This is a genomic window from Pandoraea aquatica (assembly GCF_902459565.1).
GTDB lineage: Bacteria > Pseudomonadota > Gammaproteobacteria > Burkholderiales > Burkholderiaceae > Pandoraea > Pandoraea aquatica.
This window is the reverse complement of sequence record NZ_CABPSN010000001.1, coordinates 987,633-1,005,280: the sequence shown is the minus strand read 5'-3', so window position 1 is coordinate 1,005,280 and position 17,648 is coordinate 987,633. Positions and strand designations below refer to the sequence as shown.

Genomic DNA, 17,648 nt, shown 5'->3' with positions numbered 1-17,648 from the left:
TCCACGACGACTCTTATGTCCAGTTCTTCCCAATTTCCTCAAGACGTGCGCGCGTCGGGTCCGTCGGCTTGTTATCCGCAACTGACGCGTCTGGCCGAGACCGGCCGTGCGCCCGTGACGTTCTATATCGACGGCGAGCCGGTGCAGGCGCTCACCGGTGACACGTTGCTCACCGCCATCCTCACGCATCAGCGGCACGTACGTATCAGCGAATTCAGCGGCACGCCGCGCGCCGGTTTCTGCATGATCGGTGCGTGTCAGGACTGCTGGGTGCGCTGCGAGACGGTGCACGCCGAGGGGGGCGACGCACAGCTCACGCGCCTGCGCGCCTGTTCCACGACGGTGCAGGCGGGCATGCGCATCGTCACGCGTGCGGCCGATGCCAACGAGGTGCACGGAGGCTCGCATGGCTGAGCACACCGTGAAGTCGAACGTTGCCGCCAACGTCGCGAACGTTGTTATTGTCGGCGCAGGCCCGGCGGGCATTCGTGCCGCGCAAACGCTGGTCGCCGCGGGTGTGCGTCCGATTGTGCTCGACGAGAACGTTCGCTGGGGCGGTCAGATCTATCGTCAGCCGCCCCAAGGCGCAGGTTTCGCACGCAGCAAGCAGGCGCTGTACGGTTTCGAAGCGACGAAGGCCGATGCCGTGCACAACGCGATGGCGGCGCTTCTGCCGCAAGTCGATTACCGGCCTGAAACGCTCGTGTGGGCGTGCGATCCGCAACGTCTGCACACGATGCATGGCGGACGTGAAGCGCCGGTGCCATTCAGTCATCTGATCATTGCCAGCGGCGCGACCGACCGCGTGTTGCCCGTGCCGGGCTGGACGCTGCCAGGCGTGTACACGCTGGGCGGGGCGCAGGTCGCGCTCAAGGCGCAAGGCTGTGCCATTGGCGAGCGCGTTGTGTTCGCGGGCACCGGGCCGCTGCTGTATCTCGTGGCGTACCAATATGCGAAGGCCGGTGCGAATGTCGTCGCCGTGCTCGACACCAGTCCGTTTGTGGAACAGGCGAAGGCTGCGCCGCGTCTGCTGAGCCAACCGTCGACGTTTGCCAAGGGCGTTTATTACCTGGGATGGCTGCGAGCGCGCGGCGTGCGCGTGGAATACGGCGTGACGCTCGAAGGCATCGATGGCACGGCAGGCGTGCGCGCGATTCGCTGGCAGCACAACGGTCGCGAGTCGAGCGTCGAATGCAACGCCGTCGGTCTGGGCTTCGGCCTGCGGCCGGAGACGCAACTGGCCGATCTCGCGGGTTGCCGCTTCGTGTTCGACGATCTCAACCGGTGCTGGCTGCCCGAGCGCGACGCCGCCGGACGCAGCTCGCAACCCGGCATCTATCTCGCGGGCGACGGGGCGGGCATTGCCGGCGCAGACGCCGCAGAACTCGCAGGACGCCGCGCGGCGCTGGCCTTGCTCGAGGACTTGGGCATCGCAGCCCCGTCCATGCCGGAAGCGCTGGACGCAGCGACCATCGAACGCAAGCTCGCGAGCATCCGACGTTTTCGCGAAGGCATCGAGCAGGCGTTTGCGTTGCCGAAAGACCCCGCGGCGCAATGGCCCGACGACATGCTCGTCTGCCGTTGTGAGGAAGTCAGTGCGGGTACGTTGCGCGAGTGTGTTCGTCAGGACGGTGTGACCGAAATCAACCGTCTGAAGGCGCTCACCCGCGTGGGGATGGGGCGCTGTCAGGGCCGCATGTGCGGCGAAGCCGCGTGTCATGTGCTGGCCGACGCCAGCGGCCAGACCTATGCGCAAGTGGGGCGACTGCGTGCGCAGGCGCCGATCAAACCGATTCCGATTGCCCCGATGTTATTCGACGAAAACGTCGCCGCCATTCCCGAGGAGGCGCGCGATGAGTGAGACCTTGCATTACGACGTGGTCGTTGCTGGCGGCGGTCTGGTCGGTGCCTCGGCTGCACGGGCGCTGGCCGAGCGTGGCCTGAAGGTCGCGTTGTTCGAGCGGCGCTATTGCGGCGCGCAGGCCAGCGGTGTGAACTATGGTGGCGTTCGCTGTCAGGGCCGTCCGGAGGTGCAGTTGCCGCTCGCCATGCGGGCCCGCCGGATCTGGGATCGTTTGCCCGAACTCATTGGCATCGACGGCGAATTCGTCCGCTCGGGCCACCTGCGCCTCGCGCGTCGCGAGAGCGATCTCGAACCGCTCGACGCGTGGTCGGCGATGGCGCAGAACTATGGTTTGTCGACGACGGTGTTTCGCGGCACGGAGTTTCGTGAACGCTTTCCGTGGCTTGGCGATGGTGCCGTGGGCGGTTCGCTGTGCATGAGCGACGGCCACGCGAATCCGCGTCTGGTGTCGCCCGCCTTCGCGCGTGCCGCCCGCGCCCTTGGTGCGGACGTGCGCGAGCGCACCCCGATTACGTCGGTGACGCACGACGGCGTGCGCTTCCAACTGACGGCCAAACCGGACACCGGTGACGAACTGCACGTGAGTTGCGACTGGTTGCTCAATACGTCCGGCGCGTGGGCGAATCACATCGCAGGCACATTCGGCGAGCGAGTGCCGATGCATGCCATCTACCCGAACATGTGGGTGACGGAGCCGTTGCCCAAGTTTGTCGGACACAACCTCGGCGTGTACGGCGGCGGCGTGTATGCGCGGCAGGTCGAGCGCGGCAACTGCGTGATCGGTGGTGGACGCGGCACCGGCGACGGCGAATACGCCCAGCCGTCGGCCGACACTACGCGCGCCGTCATGCGTGAAGCCTGTGCGCTACTGCCAGCGCTGCGCAATGCGCTGCTGATTCGCACGTGGAGCGGTGTGGAAGGCGAGACGCCCGACGACAACCCGATCATCGGCATGAGCCGCACGACACCGCGTCTGGTGCACGCGTTCGGTTTCTCGGGGGGCGGCTTTCTGCTCGCGCCGGGCGTGGGTGAAGTGCTGGCCGATCTGGTCACGCAAGGCGAGACGGCCACCCCGATCGATGCGTTTGCCGTCGACCGATTCGCGACCGTCCCGGCAACGAACGCCGAAGTCTGAGGAACCCGACGCATCCCAATCGTTCTGAGTCCGTCTTACTGAGTCCGTCCCAAACAACATTCCTAACACCCTGGAAACGCAAGGAGAACCACGATGAAGCTGTCTAAGAAGGTCGTCATGTGCGCTGCGGCGCTGGCATTGGGCGCGAGCAGCGCAGCCTGGTCGCAGTCCAAAACGCTCTACATCGGCATGAATGGCGGCCCGATGGAAAAGGCTTACACGAGCCAGGTCTTCCCGGAGTTCGAGAAGGCCAACAACGTGAAGGTCGTGGTGGTGCCGGGCACGTCGTCGGACGTGCTGGCCAAGCTGCTTGCCAACCGTAACAGCCCGCAAATGCACGTCGTGTTCCTGGACGACGGCGTGATGGCGCGCGCCATCAGCATGGGCGTGTGCCAGAAGCTCGACGACTCGCCCGTGCTCAAGGAACTGATGCCGTCCGCTCGCGTGAAGGACGACATGGGCGCTGGCGTGCAACTGGGCATGACCGGTATCGGCTACAACACCAAGCTGTTCAAGGAGAAGGGCTGGGCCGCACCGACCTCGTGGACCGACTTCGCCGATCCGAAGTTCAAGGGCAAGGTCGTGTTCCAGTCGGCATCGAGCAGCACGTTCGGCCTGCATGGCTTCCTCGCGCTGAACCGCATCTGGGGTGGCAGCGAGACGAACGTCGAGCCGGGCTTCACGAAGTGGGCGTCGACGGTCGGCCCGAACGTGGTTGAGTACATCCCGAACTCGGCCAAGCTCTCGGAGATGATCCAGACGGGCGAAGCCGCGATCTTCCCGCTGACGCCCACCGCTGTGAGCGATCTCCAGGACAAGGGCATTCAGGTCGGCTATGTTGCGCCGAAGGAAGGTGCGGTGCAGTTGCTCGTCGACCTGTGTGTGGTCAAGAACAGCCCGGATAACGCGATGGCACAGAAGCTCGCGCAGTACCTGCTGTCGGCCAAGGGCCAGTCGCTGGCCGCTGCCGCCGGTGCTTACATCCCGACGAACCCGAAGGCTATCATCCCGGCCACGATGCAGACGCGTCTCGGCAAGCTCGACGACCTGACCAAGAACATCAAGACGGTCGATTGGGACGCCATCAACCAGCGTCGTGCACAGTGGGATCAGCGCTGGAACCGTCAGATCGAGCAGTAATCAGGCAGTAATCAGGCAGCGATACCGCAGGTCGACGTCACATCACGTCGGCCTGCGCCGCCAGCACGTTGAAGGCCCCCACGAGTTGCGCGTGGTCGGCCGGCATCACGAAGGCATGCAGCGCGTGCGCCGGCTCGTCGAGCATCAGATAGCCGAGACTCCACGTCGAGAACGCGCCGGGCTGGCGGGGCGTGCCGTCGAGCAGCACCTGAATGGACGAATGGTGACGCGACGCCTCGATGCGCTGGCGCGCGTCCGCCAACGGCTCGGCGGGCCCTTCGATGTACTGATAGAAGGTCGTGCCGTCGTAGAGCAACAAGCCGGTGATGCCGTAGGTCTCGTTGAAACCACGGGAATGCACGATGATTTTCGAGAGCGCCACCGGATCAAGATCGGGCAGGGCTCGGCTGGTGTATGCGTAGCACTCGATCATTATTATTGATGTCCCCCAAGTCACTCGTCGACTTTGCGTCAACGCACATTAGAATACTCCAAGTGCGAAGCCGGGGACTCCTGCGTCATGCCGATCAACTTTCTTCGTGGCTTTACCCAACCGGTGCGCACGGACGCGGCGAACCGGCGTTTGGGCTGCTCGCTCGCTTTCGTTGCCGGGGCGGCCAATGCAGGCGGTTTCCTCGCCGTCGGGCAATATACGTCGCACATGTCGGGGATCGTGGCGTCGCTCTCCGATAATCTCGCACTCGGCCAGCTGGTGCTGGTGCTCGCGGGGTTCAGTGCTTTGCTGGCGTTCCTGCTCGGGGCGGCCACCTCGAGCGTGCTGATCCACTGGGGACGCCGCCACCACACCCAAAGCGAGTACGCGGCGCCGCTCATGTTCGAAGCGCTGCTCCTTCTCACGTTCGGCGTGATGGGCGCGAATCTGGAGAGTCACCGTGTGTTGTACGTGCCCGCCACGGTGGGGCTGCTTTGCTATGTGATGGGTTTGCAGAACGCCATCATCACCAAGATATCCCGGGCCGAAATTCGGACGACGCACGTGACCGGTCTCGTGACGGACATCGGCATCGAACTCGGCAAGATGAGTTACTGGAACCGGCCGGGTGTAGCGCAGGAGTTGCCGCGTGTGGCCGTCGACCGGCAGAAGCTGCGGCTGCTCTGTGCGTTGCTGGGGATGTTCTTTCTGGGCGGCATGACGGGCGCGCTGGGTTTCAAGCATCTGGGTTTCGTCTCCACGATTCCGCTCGCCGTGGTGCTCATCATGCTGGCCATTGTGCCGCTACTCGACGATATCTCGCAGAATGTGCGTTAGTGCACATTAGTGGACGTTGGCGCACGGCATCCTCGCCGATCCTCACACCGGTATCGCTGTCAGGCCATTCGCTATGACTACAAGCTCAGGTGTACCCAGTTCGCGCAATGCGGCTGGAGGCTGGACCCGTAGGCGGCTGCACGCGGTGTCCGGCAAGTTCGACGACTACCCGTGGATGATCGGTGTAATCGGCACGATCATCGCGCTGGCGATCCTCGCCGGCGTGGCGCTGCTGCTGCGCACCGACAGACAGGCGCGCCACGAACACGCGCTGGAGCGAGCGCAAAGCGTGGCGTCGGTGGTCGCGGCGAGCCTGGGGGGCAACATCGCGGTCTACGACGCGCTACTCATGGAGATGGTGCGCGAGGCGGAAGATCCCGCCACGCCGCTGTTTCCGGATCGGGTGCGTGACCGCGTGCGCTTCGGACAGGCGCTGAGCCGGGACTTTCTGGACGACGCTTACGTCGTCGACAAGACCGGGCGCATTGCCGCGCCGCTCGACCGGACACAGGGCGCGCCCGTCAGTGTGGCCGATCGCGACTACTTTCGCTCGCATGAGAGCAGCCCATCGCTTGGTCTGTACATCTCGCAGCCCTACGCGTCACGCACGCACGGTGGCCGCTTGTCGGTGGCGCTCACGCGCCGTATCGCGGCACCCGATCATTCGTTTGCCGGGGTCGCGGTGCTTGCGCTGCGGCTCGATCGTCTGAACACGCTGGTGAGCGACGTGGATTCGGCCGATCTGAAATCCATCGACATCGTGGAAGAGAAGGGCACGGTGCTGGCGTGCGATCCTTGCGCGGGTGCGCAACCAGGCCAACTCGTCGTTTTGCCGGGTGACGCGGCGCGTAACGGCGATCTCGCGGCAGCGCTGGCGTTTCCGCGTGGGACGCGGGCGAAAGCGTACCGGTCCGTGCGGGTGCCGGGGGCGTCGATGTTCGTCGTGGTCACGCCGTCGACGGATGACCTTCTGCACGAATGGCAGCGGCACGCCCTATTGTTCGGTGCGATTGCCCTCGCGTGCGCTGCCACGCTCATGGCGGGCTCATGGTTGCTCGTGGCCGCGATGCGCACACGGGCTGCAGCCGCTGCACGGCTCATGAGCCTGTCGATGACCGATGGGCTCACGGGACTCGCCAATCGTCGCGCGCTCGACGCCAAACTCGGCAGCGAATGGCGGCGCGCGAAACGCTCAGGCAGCCCGTTGTCGATCCTGTTCGCCGATATCGACGACTTCAAACATTTCAACGACGCCTACGGCCATTCGACGGGCGACGACGTGCTGCGTGCCGTCGCGAAGAATATCGGCGGGCACGTGCGGCGCGACAGCGATATGGCGGCGCGTTAAGGCGGCGAAGAGTTTGCCGTGGTATTGCCCGACACCGATCCACATGCGGCCGAGGTGATGGCCGAACAGTTGCGCCGCGATATCGAGCGTCTGCATATCGACCATGCAGGCAGCACGGCGGGAACGGTGACGGTGAGCGTGGGAGCCGCCACGGGGCGGGTGGCCGAGTGCGATAGCGCCGAGGCGATCTTGAAGGCGGCAGGCGAGCAACTGCGGCTGGCTAAACAAAATGGCCGCAATCGCGTCAGTGCAGTGGTACTTAGGACGAAGACGAGAGGCGGCGGCGGGGACAGTGGTGGGGGCGGGGAGCGTCAACTGTGATTAATGCCGGCGACAACGCCAAAAGACGCTGAGACAATGCCCCCATGTCGAAAGCTAACGAATCAACTAACGGGGGCCTTATGATCCGCACCAAACTCTTCGCAGCCATCGTGTGCCTGACGGGCCTTCTGGCGTTCGGTCATGCCAACGCGCAGTCGTACCTCGGCTCGAGCGATCTCGGCAGTATCCGTCAGTCGAATCAGACGCCGGCGGTGAGTACCGCCGTGGCCGCCGTGGGCAAGCCGAGTGCAACGGTCACCGACGCCCATGCCGCCAGCGCGAGCATCAATCGCACGGCGAGCGAGCGTAACGGGCCGTCCACGGGGCCGAGCGATCAGGAAATGGCGGCGACGAACAACGCGCTCGACACGCGCAATTTGCAGCATCCGCGTCAGACCAAGCGGTTCGACAGCATTGCCCGTCCGTCGCGCCCGGATTGATCAGCGCAATCGGCCCAATCAGCTGACTCAGTCGGCCATCGCCGGAATGGCACCTTCCTGGAACAACACGCGCGGGGCATCCATCGTGCCGTCCTCTTCGTCGACCAGCACTTCGTAGGCGGCAATCCCCGCGAAGCCGGAGGCCATCGACTGCGCAATGCGCACCGCGCCGAACTCCGTACTCGCCTGACGCAACTCGCCCGGCTGCAACACGCCGTCCTTGTTCTTGCGATACGGCACGACGATGAACTTGATGGATTTGGCGTCGCTCATGGTGTCACTCACGATGAAATTGAATGATGGGAAATGTAGCACGACTACTGTATAAAAAAACAGGTATTCGCATCAAATTTTCGCCATACAACATCTCGTAATGTCGACATAACTAGTCAATATTCGTATATTCCCGTGCGTCTTGATAGCCTGCGGTTCTAATCGCGAATTGTTTTCCCACCAACTCGCGGCCAAAACTACAAGTATCGAGAGCATCGAATGAACGCAGGTAATCTGATTTCGGCGAACCGGCTCAAAGACGGTCTGGTCGTCTGGCTGGATGAACAACACAACTGGGTAGACGAACTGACGCAGGCGCACGTGTTCGATGCCGACGGCCTCGAGCAGGCGCAAGCCGCCGCCAAGGCGTCCGCTGCTGCCAATCTGATCGTCGATCCCGTGCCGCGTCCGGCCGAAGTGAGCGAAGCCGGACCGGTGCCGGTGGACTTTCGCGAGCAACTGCGCTCGCGTGGCCCGTCGGTGCGCGAAGACCTCGGCAAGCAGGCTGCCGACGCCGACACGCAAGCCGCACTGGCGCACGCCCCGGCCCTGACCGTCGCCCCCGAACATGCAGGCATTTATCGGTATGACCCGTCGGAGCGCCAGTACCTCAAGGATCGTGCGAACGAATTCGGTCAGCAGGTGGCGCGTCGTCTGAGCGGTGAGCTGAGCGAGGACGACTTCAAGGTCTACCGTCTGATGAACGGCCTGTACCTGCAACTGCACGGCTACATGCTGCGCGTAGCAATTCCGTACGGCACGCTGAGCGCGGTTCAACTGCGCCAGTTGGCCTATGTGGCGAACCGTTACGACAAGGGCTACGGCCACTTCACCACGCGTCAGAACCTGCAATTCAACTGGCCGACGCTGACCGATTCGCCGGACATTCTGTCGGCGCTGGCGGACGTGGATCTGCACGCCATTCAGACGAGCGGCAACTGCATTCGCAACGTGACGACGGACCAGTTCGCCGGTGCGGCGAAGGACGAAGTCGTCGATCCGCGCGTGTACGCCGAGATTCTGCGTCAATGGTCGACCGACCACCCCGAATTCACGTACCTGCCGCGCAAGTTCAAGATCGCCATTACCGGCGGTCAGACGGACCGCGCCGCCGTGCGTTTCCATGACATCGGCATTCTGGCGCGCACGAACGAGCAGGGCGAAGTCGGCTTCCAGATCTACGCGGGCGGCGGTCTGGGCCGCACCCCGATCGTGGGCACGCTCGTGCGCGAGTGGCTGCCCGAGGCCGATCTGCTGCGCTTCGTCGAGGCGATTCTGCGCGTGTACAACGCGTTGGGCCGTCGCGACAATATCTACAAGGCGCGCATCAAGATCCTCATCAAGGAAATGCAGCCCGCGAAGTTCATCGAGATGATCGAGGAAGAGTTCGCCCGCATTGCACAGACGCATCGTCCGCTCGCGGAAAACGTCATCACGGCGATCGGCGAGCGATTCATCCTTCCCGAATTCGAAACGCTGCCGGCCGAGTCGACCGTCTTCGCACAAGCCTACGCGAACGACATCGACTTCAAGCATTGGGTCGACACCTGCACGCATGAACACAAAGCGCCGGGGTATATCAGCGCGGTCGTCTCGCTCAAGCCGGCGAGCGGTATTCCGGGTGATGCGAGCTCACAGGAAATGCTGGTGCTGGCCGATCTGGCCGATCAGTACTCGTTCAGCGAACTGCGCGTCACGCACGAGCAGAACCTCGTGCTGCCGCACGTGAAGCGCGACGAATTGCATGCGCTGTGGAAGCAACTGAAGGCGAACGGTCTGGCGACGCCGAACATCGGTCTGATTTCGGACGCGATTGCGTGCCCGGGGCTGGACTATTGCGCGCTGGCCAACGCGCGTTCGGTGCCGGTGGCCCAGCGCATCGCGCTGCGCTTCACGGAGGAGCAACAGCGCGATATCGGCCCGGTGACGCTGAATGTGTCCGGCTGCATCAACGCTTGCGCGCATCACCACGTGGCCCACATCGGCATTCTCGGTGTGGACAAGGCGGGCAAGGAAAACTATCAGATCACGCTGGGTGGTTCGGCTGACGATAACGCGGCCGTCGGCAAGATCCTCGGCCCGGGCGTCTCATACGAAGCGGTGCCGCAAGTGATCGAGAACATCCTCGGACGCTATCTGAAGGTGCGCCGCGAAGGTGAGCGCTTCATCGATACGCTCGGACGCGTGGGCGCGGAAGAATTCAAGGGAGCTTTGCATGTTGATTGATCGTAACGGACTGCCCGCCGAGGACGTCTGGACTTATGTCGCGGCCGACGCGTCGGACGCGGCCAATGACGCCAGCGCGTCGGATCAAGTGAGCAGTGAAACCGTGCTGCCGCTCGACGCGTGGCTCGCGGCGGACGCACAGGGTGTGGCACCCGCCGGTATCCGCGTGCAGGGTCACGACGACCCCGAGCGCATCGCGGCCCTGCTGCCGAAGCTGGAACTCGTCGTGATCGAGTTCCCGAAGACGCGCGACGGCCGTGGCTTCACGCTGGCGAAGTTCCTGCGCGACAAGTGGCAGTTCCAGGGCGCCATCCGTGCGGCTGGCCCGCTGTTGCCCGACCAGTTGGCGATGTTGTGGGCGTGCGGCTTCGACAGCCTGCTCTCGCCGTCGGAAGTGCCCACGGCACGCTGGCGCGAAGCGGCACTGGCCGCGCAAGTCCGTGCCGGACGTCCGCGCACGCTGCTTGCCCGTCTGACGGCCTGACACAGGGTCTGACGACTTAACCGACGTGACACGGCCCGGCGCATTCCCGTGCGCCGCCGTGCACGCACCCGTCAAAGCAGAAATTCCCAAAGAAAAACGAAAGTAAAGCGAATTTCCCAGCATTTGCGGACGCGTTCAGGTTGATGGCGCGTTGAAAGGCAACGCAAGGTCGCCTGACGCATACTGCACGACGGCAAATTTCCTACCGGTGCGTAGGAATATTTCGGGGGCTTGTGCCGTTATCTCCCCGTCACTACCCGTTTTCCCCCGTTTCCGGGTTCCCGGTTTCCCGTTTCCGTCTGCACTGCGCGACATCGCAATTCCATCATGAAGACAACAGGACGTCTGCCGCTGCGCGCGGCCCTTATGGGGGCGCGCCTGGCGGTGTTGGCGCTGGCCTTGCACGCCGCGGCCGCCGTGGCGCAGGATTTCCAGGTGCGCGACAGCACCGGGGCTGCACTGGACGACGCGGTCGTCTATCTCACCCCAGAGGACGGCAAGGTGCCGCCGCCGCGTCCGGCACCGGCGTCCATCGTCCAGCAACACAAGATGTTCATGCCGCTGGTCACGGTCGTGCAGAAGGGCGCAGCCGTCGATTTCCCGAATCGGGACGACATCGCCCACGACGTCTATTCGCTTTCCGACGCGAAACGCTTTGAGCTGAAGCTGTATCGCGGCGGGTCGAAGCGTGTGGTGTTCGACAAGCCCGGTGTGGTCACCATCGGCTGCAACATTCACGACATGATGATCGCTTACGTCGTAGTCGTGGACACGCCGTACTTTGCGAAGACCGGCTCGACCGGACGAGGCGAGTTGCCGCAGGTGCCGGAGGGGCGGTATCGCGTGGCGGTCTGGCACCCGCGTCTGGGCAACGCGCCGGCGGTGGTCGTCGGGGCGTTCACCCGACCGGCGAGCGCTCCGGCCGGGGCCGAACCGTTGTCCCTGACGTTGCCGCTGCGCGGGGACTGACGCGTGTCGTTCTTTTCCGTATTCCTGAAAATGCCCGGCATGCTGCGTGGCAGATTGCGCGGCATGACGCGAGGCAAGCTGGCGAGTCTTGGCTTGCATCGTCTACGCACGAAGATCACGCTGGTGTTCGTCGCCTTGATTCTGGTGGTGCTGGCCGTCATGCAGATGACGGCCAGCCGGGCACTCAACGACGCGTCCTCTGCGCAGGTCGCGGAGCAACTGTCGGTCGGCCAGCGCGTGTTCTGCCGGGCGCTGCAAACCAAGGCGGACGAACTGACGCAGGTCGCTCAGGTCGTCACAGCCGACTTCGGATTTCGTGAGGCGGTGGCGCTGCATGATCCGGTGACGATGCACTCGGCGCTGGAGAACGTACGCGAGCGTGTGCACGCGGACGTGGCGCTGCTCGTCGATCTGAGCGGCGCGGTGATCGCCGATTCGCGGGTGTCGGGCGTGGCGCGCGACGATGCCGACACTGATGCGACCGATCCCGCGTTGCCCGGCATACCGCGCGGCAAGCTAAGAGGCAAGGCAGGCACCTCCGTCTCCATGATCGGCATGCTCGGCGGCCGCGCGTATGAACTGGTGAGCGTGCCGGTCAAAGCGCCGCTGATCATCGGTTGGGTGACGATGGGCTTTGCGCTTGACGATGCGTTCGCGCGCGACATGCACGAGTTGTCCGGTCTGGAGGTATCGCTGGTGCATCGCGGTGCTTCCGGTCGGTGGGAGGTGGTGGCGAGTTCGCTGCCGGCGGCCGATCGCACCGACTTGCAAACGGCGCTGACCCAACACGTCATACGCGTGACAGGGAAGGAAACGACGTCGCGCGTGAGCGGATATGCCGCGCGCGTCGTCAATCTCTCCGGCACGGACGCCCCCGTGGTCGCCGTGCTGCAACGCTCGTTGACGGAGGCGGCGGGCCCGTTCCGACAACTGCGCTCGACGCTACTCTGGCTGACGCTCGGCGGCATCGTAATTTCGGTGCTCGGGGCGGCGCTGATCGCGCGTAGCGTGACGCGTCCGCTGGCCGCGTTCGTGGATTTGGCAAGACGCATCGGCAAGGGCGATTACGCGGCGGCCATCGACGTGCGGCGCCGCGACGAAACCGGCGATCTGGCACGTGCGTTCGACCTGATGCGCAATGCGATTGCCGAGCGCGAGGAGCGGATTACCGAGCTGGCTTACGTCGATACGCTGACCGGGCTGCCGAATCGCGCGGCGTTCAGCGAGCAGATGCAGGACGACATCACGCGCGCGTATCGAGGCGGTGCGCCGTTCGCCGTCATCCTCATGGATATGGACCGCTTCAAGGACGTGAACGACACGCTGGGGCATCACGTCGGCGATCACTTGCTATGGGAGGCGGGGCACCGGCTGAGCACCGAGCTTAAGGCGTCGGGTTATATGGTGGCGCGTCTGGGTGGCGACGAATTCGCGATTCTCGTGCGCGGCGGCGATCAGGCGGCGGCGCATCGGTGTGCGACGGGGCTTGCCAGCGCCCTCGATGCGCCTATCGTCGTCGACGGTCAGACGGTGGACGTGGGCGCGAGCTTCGGCATTGCCGTCTATCCCGATCACGGCTCGGACATGCATACGTTGCTGCGGCGCGCGGATCTCGCGATGTACGCGGCGAAGCGTTCGAATCTGGGTGTCGCGGTGTACGAGCCGGACACCGAGAGCCGCGACCGGGACCGCTTGTCGCTGATGAGCGATCTGCGTCACGCGATCGAGCATGGCGGCCTGTACCTTTGCTATCAGCCGCAAGTGGACTTGTCAGACGGCCGGGCCGTGCGTGTCGAAGCGCTGGTGCGGTGGCGTCACCCGAAGCGGGGGATCGTGCCGCCGGCCGAGTTCATTCCGTTTGCGGAGCAGACGGGGTTCATCCGCGTGATTTCCCGGTGGGTCGCGGCCGAGGCTATCGCGACGTGCGCCGCCTGGCATGCGCGGGGGATTGCGCTTGGCATGTCGATCAACTTGTCGGCGCGCGATCTGGTGGACGTCGATCTACCGGATTACCTGAAGCGGGTGTTGGGCGAACACGCGCTTGCGCCGCATTGGTTGTGTGTCGAGATTACGGAGAGCGCGCTGATGGACGATCCGGAGCAGGCGTTGATCACGATGGAGCGTTTGCATCGCATGGGCGTGCGTATTGCGATCGACGACTTTGGCACGGGTTACTCATCGCTGTCTTATCTTAAGCGCATGCCTGTCGAGGAAATCAAGATCGACCGGTCGTTCGTGAAAGGGATGGCGCATGAGCAAAACGACACGCTGATCGTGCGTTCGACGATTGCGCTGGGTCACAGCATGGGCATCCGCATCGTGGCGGAAGGCATTGAGGACGCCGCGACGCTGGAGAAGCTGCGCGCGCTCGGATGCGACTTCGCGCAAGGCTATTTCCTGAGCAAGCCGCTGCCGGAAACCGAGCTTGTCGACTGGGCGCAGGCATGGCGAAAGCCGGGGTGCGAGGCTGTATAAAAATTCAGTCTTTTGAAAGCGGAAATTTTGTCCTATCTTTCCATCGTCGCGCTCGCGAGGGGGCAGTTGGGCGGGCGACGATGCATCAGCCCGACAAACTGACAAACCAATAACGGTTACCACGGCGCAACGATGTGAGGACATCATGAAGACAGTCGCGGTTCAGGCCAATCTGGACGAGACGGTGGATCTCGTCCGCAAATTCGCACACGATGAATTCGCCCGCGCCATCGGTGTCGAGACACCTTCTGAGCAGGATGTCCGGGGCTTCTTGCTGGATCGATTGCGGTCGATGCGGTTTCGCACGACAGAGCCCGGCGACGAACCGACCGTGCAGCGTGTGTTCGATTGCGTCTACGTGATGCCGGTCTGCGTACGATTCGAAGGCACGCGCGTGATCGAAGCCCGCTTAGTCGTGATGCCGGACGCGCGCTATACGTTGAAGGCTTATATTCCGGTGTCGGATTAGGTTGCGGCAGCGCGGAACGCGTCGAATAGATGACCTAAGCAGTTGCGGATGCTTGGCCCACAGGCAGTCTCGCCGCAAGACGATTGCCCAAGCGATGAATCGGCGCGTCGATGAGCAAGTAGAACGCCATTGTCAGAATGACAACGGCTGTTCCGACAATGAACGGATGCCACGCGACGTTGAGGCTGCTTGGCAAGTAATGCGTTCGCAGATCGATAGCCAAGTAATGGCAAAGATACAGTGAGAAGGATACCTTTCCGAGGTTTTTTCCTGCGCGCCAGCCGAAATTCGGTTTGCCCGGCCCTTGAACCATGTTGAGGACCACGAACGAGGAAAACAGCACGAGGGCGAAAAAACCCATCTGAAAAACGCCATATCCTTTTGCGAAAAAGTAGGCGGTCGTGACCATTCCGCCCGACAGGAAAAGCCATGAGGCAAGCGTCGTCGGCGCGATGCCACGAACTCGTTTAGCAACCGGGTCGAAGACGCGGTACCACCCCAATCCGAAAGCAAAAAGAAGGTTGATTGGATTTATCGCAATCGATGCTGCAACGTTGAGAAAGCTGTGCCCGAAAACGCTCACTTGTTGCACGGCACTGGGATTGAACGTAATGTGCCCCGTGAGCAGATACTGCATTGGAAGAGCGTTCAGCAGGATCAGCCCGACAGCGACTTCCGTGCGGTACCGCCACGAGATGCGCATGGCGATCGCGTAGAGAAAGTAGAACGCGATTTCGTAGGTCAGCGTCCACGTAATGAAGTACGTGCCGTAGCCATAGTACGGGGCGAAACCACCGGATGGCAGGATTCTGAAGATATCGACGAGACTCGCCGACTTTTGTGTGATGACGCAATACAGAGCAATCGCCACCACCGTCGGGACGTAGACGCGGAAAACGCGCTTCAGTAAAAAGGATGAGACGCGCGCATCGCGTTGGGTCGCTGCGCCCATCACGAATCCGGAAATTACGAAGAACACCGACACGCCGAGATAGCTTCCCCCAGCAAGCGCGGCAGTCGCTCCCGGAAACACATATACCCAGAATGGGATCATGTGAAACAAAACTACGAGTAGCGCTGCGATTCCGCGGAGTGCATCGATTTGGTAGATGTTCTTCACAAGGCGTGCTTAGCGTAAATATAGAAGTCAAGCTTTCGTAATGTGGTGAAAGCGTATTGGGAATCGACTTCATTCTACAGGCAGGCAGACACGCCAAGGTAGAGCAACCCAAACAGGATATTTCGGGTTGTTCGCATTTTGGAGAGCGGATCTCAATCGTCCGGCGCAAACGAAAAAACCCGCACAGCCAAATGCTGCGTCGCAACCCGAGTGAGCGTTGTCCAGGACGTCTTACTTTCGCTGTCGGTAGCGTCGGTGTTCGATCATGACGCCAACGATTCTTGCCCGCTCCTGTTCGCTGCGGATTGTCGGGAAGTCGGGGTTCAGCGGCACCAGATCGAACACTTCCATTCCATCGGGGCCGAGTCCACGAGGGCGGTATTTTTTGAATGTCGCTTCGCTTCGAACATTGGTGGCCACGACGTAATCGCCTGGAATGGGGGAAATCACCGGGTCGACAATAATCCGGTCCCCCTCCCGAAACTCCGGCTCCATGGACCGCCCGTCGATTTCAAGCGCAAAGGCACCGTCCGAAAGCTCGAGATCCGTCAGCAGGTACTCGAAGCCGGCGCCAGGCGGAAACGGCGTCACCGTTTCGTTCATCAACCCCGCCTGTACGCTACTGATGAGCGGAATGCGGCGTGTGCCTACCGCTGCCAACCGTACATTCGCCGCCCCTTCCATCGGGCCGATCCCGGCACGAAGCCAATCTGGCTCAACCCGAAGGAACTTCGACAGTGCGGCGATCTGGTCCGCCTCGATCTTTGTTTCACCGCCGTTGAACCAGAGACGCACCGCGGCTGCAGTGACTCCGCTTGCTTGCGCAACATCACCCTGTTGACGAACACCACGGAGGTCCATGGCGAACTTCAGCCGGGCAGGAAAGCTCTCTGGTGGATAAGCGTTCAGGAATTTTGGCGAGGGTTTGGCGTGCTGCGGGCTAAGTGAGGGAATGCGTTGCTTCCCACGGCCGGTGATCAGCCAGAACATGTTGAAGCGATACCGCTCCTGGATTCGGGCGGCCTGATCGTGGGCGATGTCTGTCGCTTCGCCGGAAAGCCATGCAACGGTGGCGCCCGCGGCAAGCCCTGCCTCGGCCTCAAATTGGTCTGGCGAAACCTCTTCAGCTGTGAGGACTGCGGCGATACGGGCAGCAAGCCCGTCGTGTGCACGGGTGACAGGTCTTTCGGCTTCGCGCATTGGGTTCATGGTCATAAAGGGGCTACCGGCGCCGATACCGACGATGCTCAACCATCACGCCGATGATTCGAGCTGGCTCGTTGACGCTGCTGATCGTTGGGTAATCCACGTTCAAGGGAACGAGTTCGAAGACTTCACGGCCGTCTTGACCGATGCCGCGAGGGCGATACTTTTTGAAGGTCGCTTCTTCGCAGCCGTTTTTTGCGACGACAAAGTCACCGGGTTGCGGCCGGACTGCGGGGTCGATGATGATGCGATCCCCTTCCTTAAATTCAGGCTCCATCGATTGGCCTTCGATCTCAAGCGCGAAGGCCTGCTCGGACAGCTTTAGGTCCGTAAGCAAATACTCGAACGCAGCGCCCGGCGGGAAGGGGGTTATCGCTTCGGTCATTTGACCCGCTTGAACACTGCTAATCAGCGGAATGCGGCGCAAACCCATGTCCGCTGGACGCACGTTGGCGTTGCCGGGATCGCTGCCCGCGACCATTTGGCCCTGGCCATCGTCGATCCATGTGGCGTTGATCCCCAACTCGCGCTGCGCAATCAGGCGGCCCTGTTTCGAAACGCCATTCCCGCGATAGGCCCAGTTGTTGATCGTCTGCTCGCTCTGATTGAGCGCGCGTGCAAGATCGGCGACTGTCGAAATCGCGGGCCGTACCTGCCTGGCTGCCTCGTATAGCCGCCGGAACGTCTCGTGCATCTCTTTTCCCATAACCCGATCTTCGCTCAAGTAAACGCAACGTTTATAAACGGCGTGTTTGTTTTTTAAATAAACATGGTGTTTAATTTTAGCATGAACACAACCAAAACTGATCATCCCAACGGGACGCTGATCTTTTCGAGCGATCTGGCAGGGCACGCGTAAGCGGGAGCGCAATGGCACGAATTCGATCCGTCAAACCCGAATTTTGGAC

General features: G+C 62.6%; 16 protein-coding genes and 1 pseudogene. 12 read left to right on the top strand and 5 right to left on the bottom strand.

Going from position 1 to position 17,648, the window contains the following annotated elements; genetic code table 11:
- Positions 1 to 15: 15 nt before the first annotated feature.
- From PAQ31011_RS04330 to PAQ31011_RS04315, 4 genes are all read left to right on the top strand, one after another.
- The gene (locus PAQ31011_RS04330; protein ID WP_150574624.1) at positions 16 to 414 is read left to right on the top strand and encodes a (2Fe-2S)-binding protein; all 399 of its coding nucleotides are present in this window, start codon (positions 16 to 18) and stop codon (positions 412 to 414) included.
- Positions 407 to 1,861, top strand: a complete 1,455-nt coding sequence (locus PAQ31011_RS04325; protein WP_150574623.1) for an FAD/NAD(P)-dependent oxidoreductase — start codon at positions 407 to 409, stop codon at positions 1,859 to 1,861. The genes PAQ31011_RS04330 and PAQ31011_RS04325 overlap by 8 nt, the downstream gene beginning before the upstream one ends.
- On the top strand, positions 1,854 to 2,999 hold the full coding sequence (locus PAQ31011_RS04320) for an NAD(P)/FAD-dependent oxidoreductase (protein ID WP_150574622.1): 1,146 nt from the start codon (positions 1,854 to 1,856) through the stop codon (positions 2,997 to 2,999). The genes PAQ31011_RS04325 and PAQ31011_RS04320 overlap by 8 nt, the downstream gene beginning before the upstream one ends.
- Before the next feature lie 93 nt (positions 3,000 to 3,092).
- Positions 3,093 to 4,139, top strand: coding sequence for an ABC transporter substrate-binding protein (locus PAQ31011_RS04315; protein ID WP_150574621.1), 1,047 nt, complete (start codon positions 3,093 to 3,095; stop codon positions 4,137 to 4,139).
- A 37-nt stretch (positions 4,140 to 4,176) separates the two neighbouring features.
- Here the strand turns inward: PAQ31011_RS04315 and PAQ31011_RS04310 are convergent, their stop codons facing one another.
- Entirely contained in the window at positions 4,177 to 4,572 is a 396-nt protein-coding gene (locus PAQ31011_RS04310) for a BLUF domain-containing protein (RefSeq protein WP_150574620.1), read from the bottom strand.
- 87 nt (positions 4,573 to 4,659) lie between these two features.
- Here PAQ31011_RS04310 and PAQ31011_RS04305 point away from each other — a divergent pair, with 87 nt between their 5' ends.
- From PAQ31011_RS04305 to PAQ31011_RS04290, 3 genes and pseudogenes are all read left to right on the top strand, one after another.
- Positions 4,660 to 5,409, top strand: a complete 750-nt coding sequence (locus PAQ31011_RS04305; protein ID WP_150574619.1) for a YoaK family protein — start codon at positions 4,660 to 4,662, stop codon at positions 5,407 to 5,409.
- A gap of 73 nt (positions 5,410 to 5,482) precedes the next feature.
- A pseudogene (locus PAQ31011_RS26940) lies at positions 5,483 to 7,078 on the top strand (GGDEF domain-containing protein).
- Between the two features lie 80 nt (positions 7,079 to 7,158).
- Complete coding sequence (locus PAQ31011_RS04290) at positions 7,159 to 7,518, top strand: hypothetical protein (protein ID WP_150574616.1); 360 nt, start codon at positions 7,159 to 7,161, stop codon at positions 7,516 to 7,518.
- 27 nt (positions 7,519 to 7,545) lie between these two features.
- Here the strand turns inward: PAQ31011_RS04290 and PAQ31011_RS04285 are convergent, their stop codons facing one another.
- Positions 7,546 to 7,791: a hypothetical protein gene (locus PAQ31011_RS04285; RefSeq protein WP_039402924.1), complete on the bottom strand. Its 246-nt coding sequence runs from the start codon at positions 7,789 to 7,791 to the stop codon at positions 7,546 to 7,548.
- 219 nt (positions 7,792 to 8,010) lie between these two features.
- On the opposite strand from PAQ31011_RS04285, the gene PAQ31011_RS04280 reads away from it, so the two are divergent.
- The 5 genes from PAQ31011_RS04280 to PAQ31011_RS04260 all read left to right on the top strand — a co-directional run bounded on the left by PAQ31011_RS04280 (position 8,011) and on the right by PAQ31011_RS04260 (position 14,414).
- Positions 8,011 to 10,017 (top strand): DUF2849 domain-containing protein, encoded by a 2,007-nt coding sequence (locus tag PAQ31011_RS04280; protein WP_150574615.1) that lies wholly within the window; start codon positions 8,011 to 8,013, stop codon positions 10,015 to 10,017.
- Positions 10,007 to 10,501 (top strand): DUF934 domain-containing protein, encoded by a 495-nt coding sequence (locus PAQ31011_RS04275; protein ID WP_150574614.1) that lies wholly within the window; start codon positions 10,007 to 10,009, stop codon positions 10,499 to 10,501. The genes PAQ31011_RS04280 and PAQ31011_RS04275 overlap by 11 nt, the downstream gene beginning before the upstream one ends.
- 327 nt (positions 10,502 to 10,828) lie before the next feature.
- Positions 10,829 to 11,470, top strand: a complete 642-nt coding sequence (locus tag PAQ31011_RS04270; RefSeq protein WP_150574613.1) for a methylamine utilization protein — start codon at positions 10,829 to 10,831, stop codon at positions 11,468 to 11,470.
- Positions 11,471 to 11,473: 3 nt separating this feature from the next.
- On the top strand, positions 11,474 to 13,945 hold the full coding sequence (locus PAQ31011_RS04265) for a putative bifunctional diguanylate cyclase/phosphodiesterase (RefSeq protein WP_246179331.1): 2,472 nt from the start codon (positions 11,474 to 11,476) through the stop codon (positions 13,943 to 13,945).
- 145 nt (positions 13,946 to 14,090) lie between these two features.
- Positions 14,091 to 14,414 (top strand): hypothetical protein, encoded by a 324-nt coding sequence (locus tag PAQ31011_RS04260; RefSeq protein WP_150574612.1) that lies wholly within the window; start codon positions 14,091 to 14,093, stop codon positions 14,412 to 14,414.
- A gap of 34 nt (positions 14,415 to 14,448) precedes the next feature.
- Here the strand turns inward: PAQ31011_RS04260 and PAQ31011_RS04255 are convergent, their stop codons facing one another.
- The 3 genes from PAQ31011_RS04255 to PAQ31011_RS04245 all read right to left on the bottom strand — a co-directional run bounded on the left by PAQ31011_RS04255 (position 14,449) and on the right by PAQ31011_RS04245 (position 17,617).
- A complete protein-coding gene (locus PAQ31011_RS04255; RefSeq protein WP_150574611.1) occupies positions 14,449 to 15,534 on the bottom strand; it encodes an acyltransferase family protein in 1,086 nt (361 codons plus the stop codon).
- Positions 15,535 to 15,765: 231 nt separating this feature from the next.
- On the bottom strand, positions 15,766 to 16,785 hold the full coding sequence (locus PAQ31011_RS26700; RefSeq protein ID WP_246179330.1) for a LexA family protein: 1,020 nt from the start codon (positions 16,783 to 16,785) through the stop codon (positions 15,766 to 15,768).
- Positions 16,757 to 17,617 carry a LexA family protein gene (locus PAQ31011_RS04245; RefSeq protein WP_246179329.1) on the bottom strand — a complete coding sequence of 287 codons (861 nt, stop codon included), beginning with the start codon at positions 17,615 to 17,617 and terminating at the stop codon, positions 16,757 to 16,759. The genes PAQ31011_RS26700 and PAQ31011_RS04245 overlap by 29 nt, the downstream gene beginning before the upstream one ends.
- Between the last annotated feature and the right edge of the window lie 31 nt (positions 17,618 to 17,648).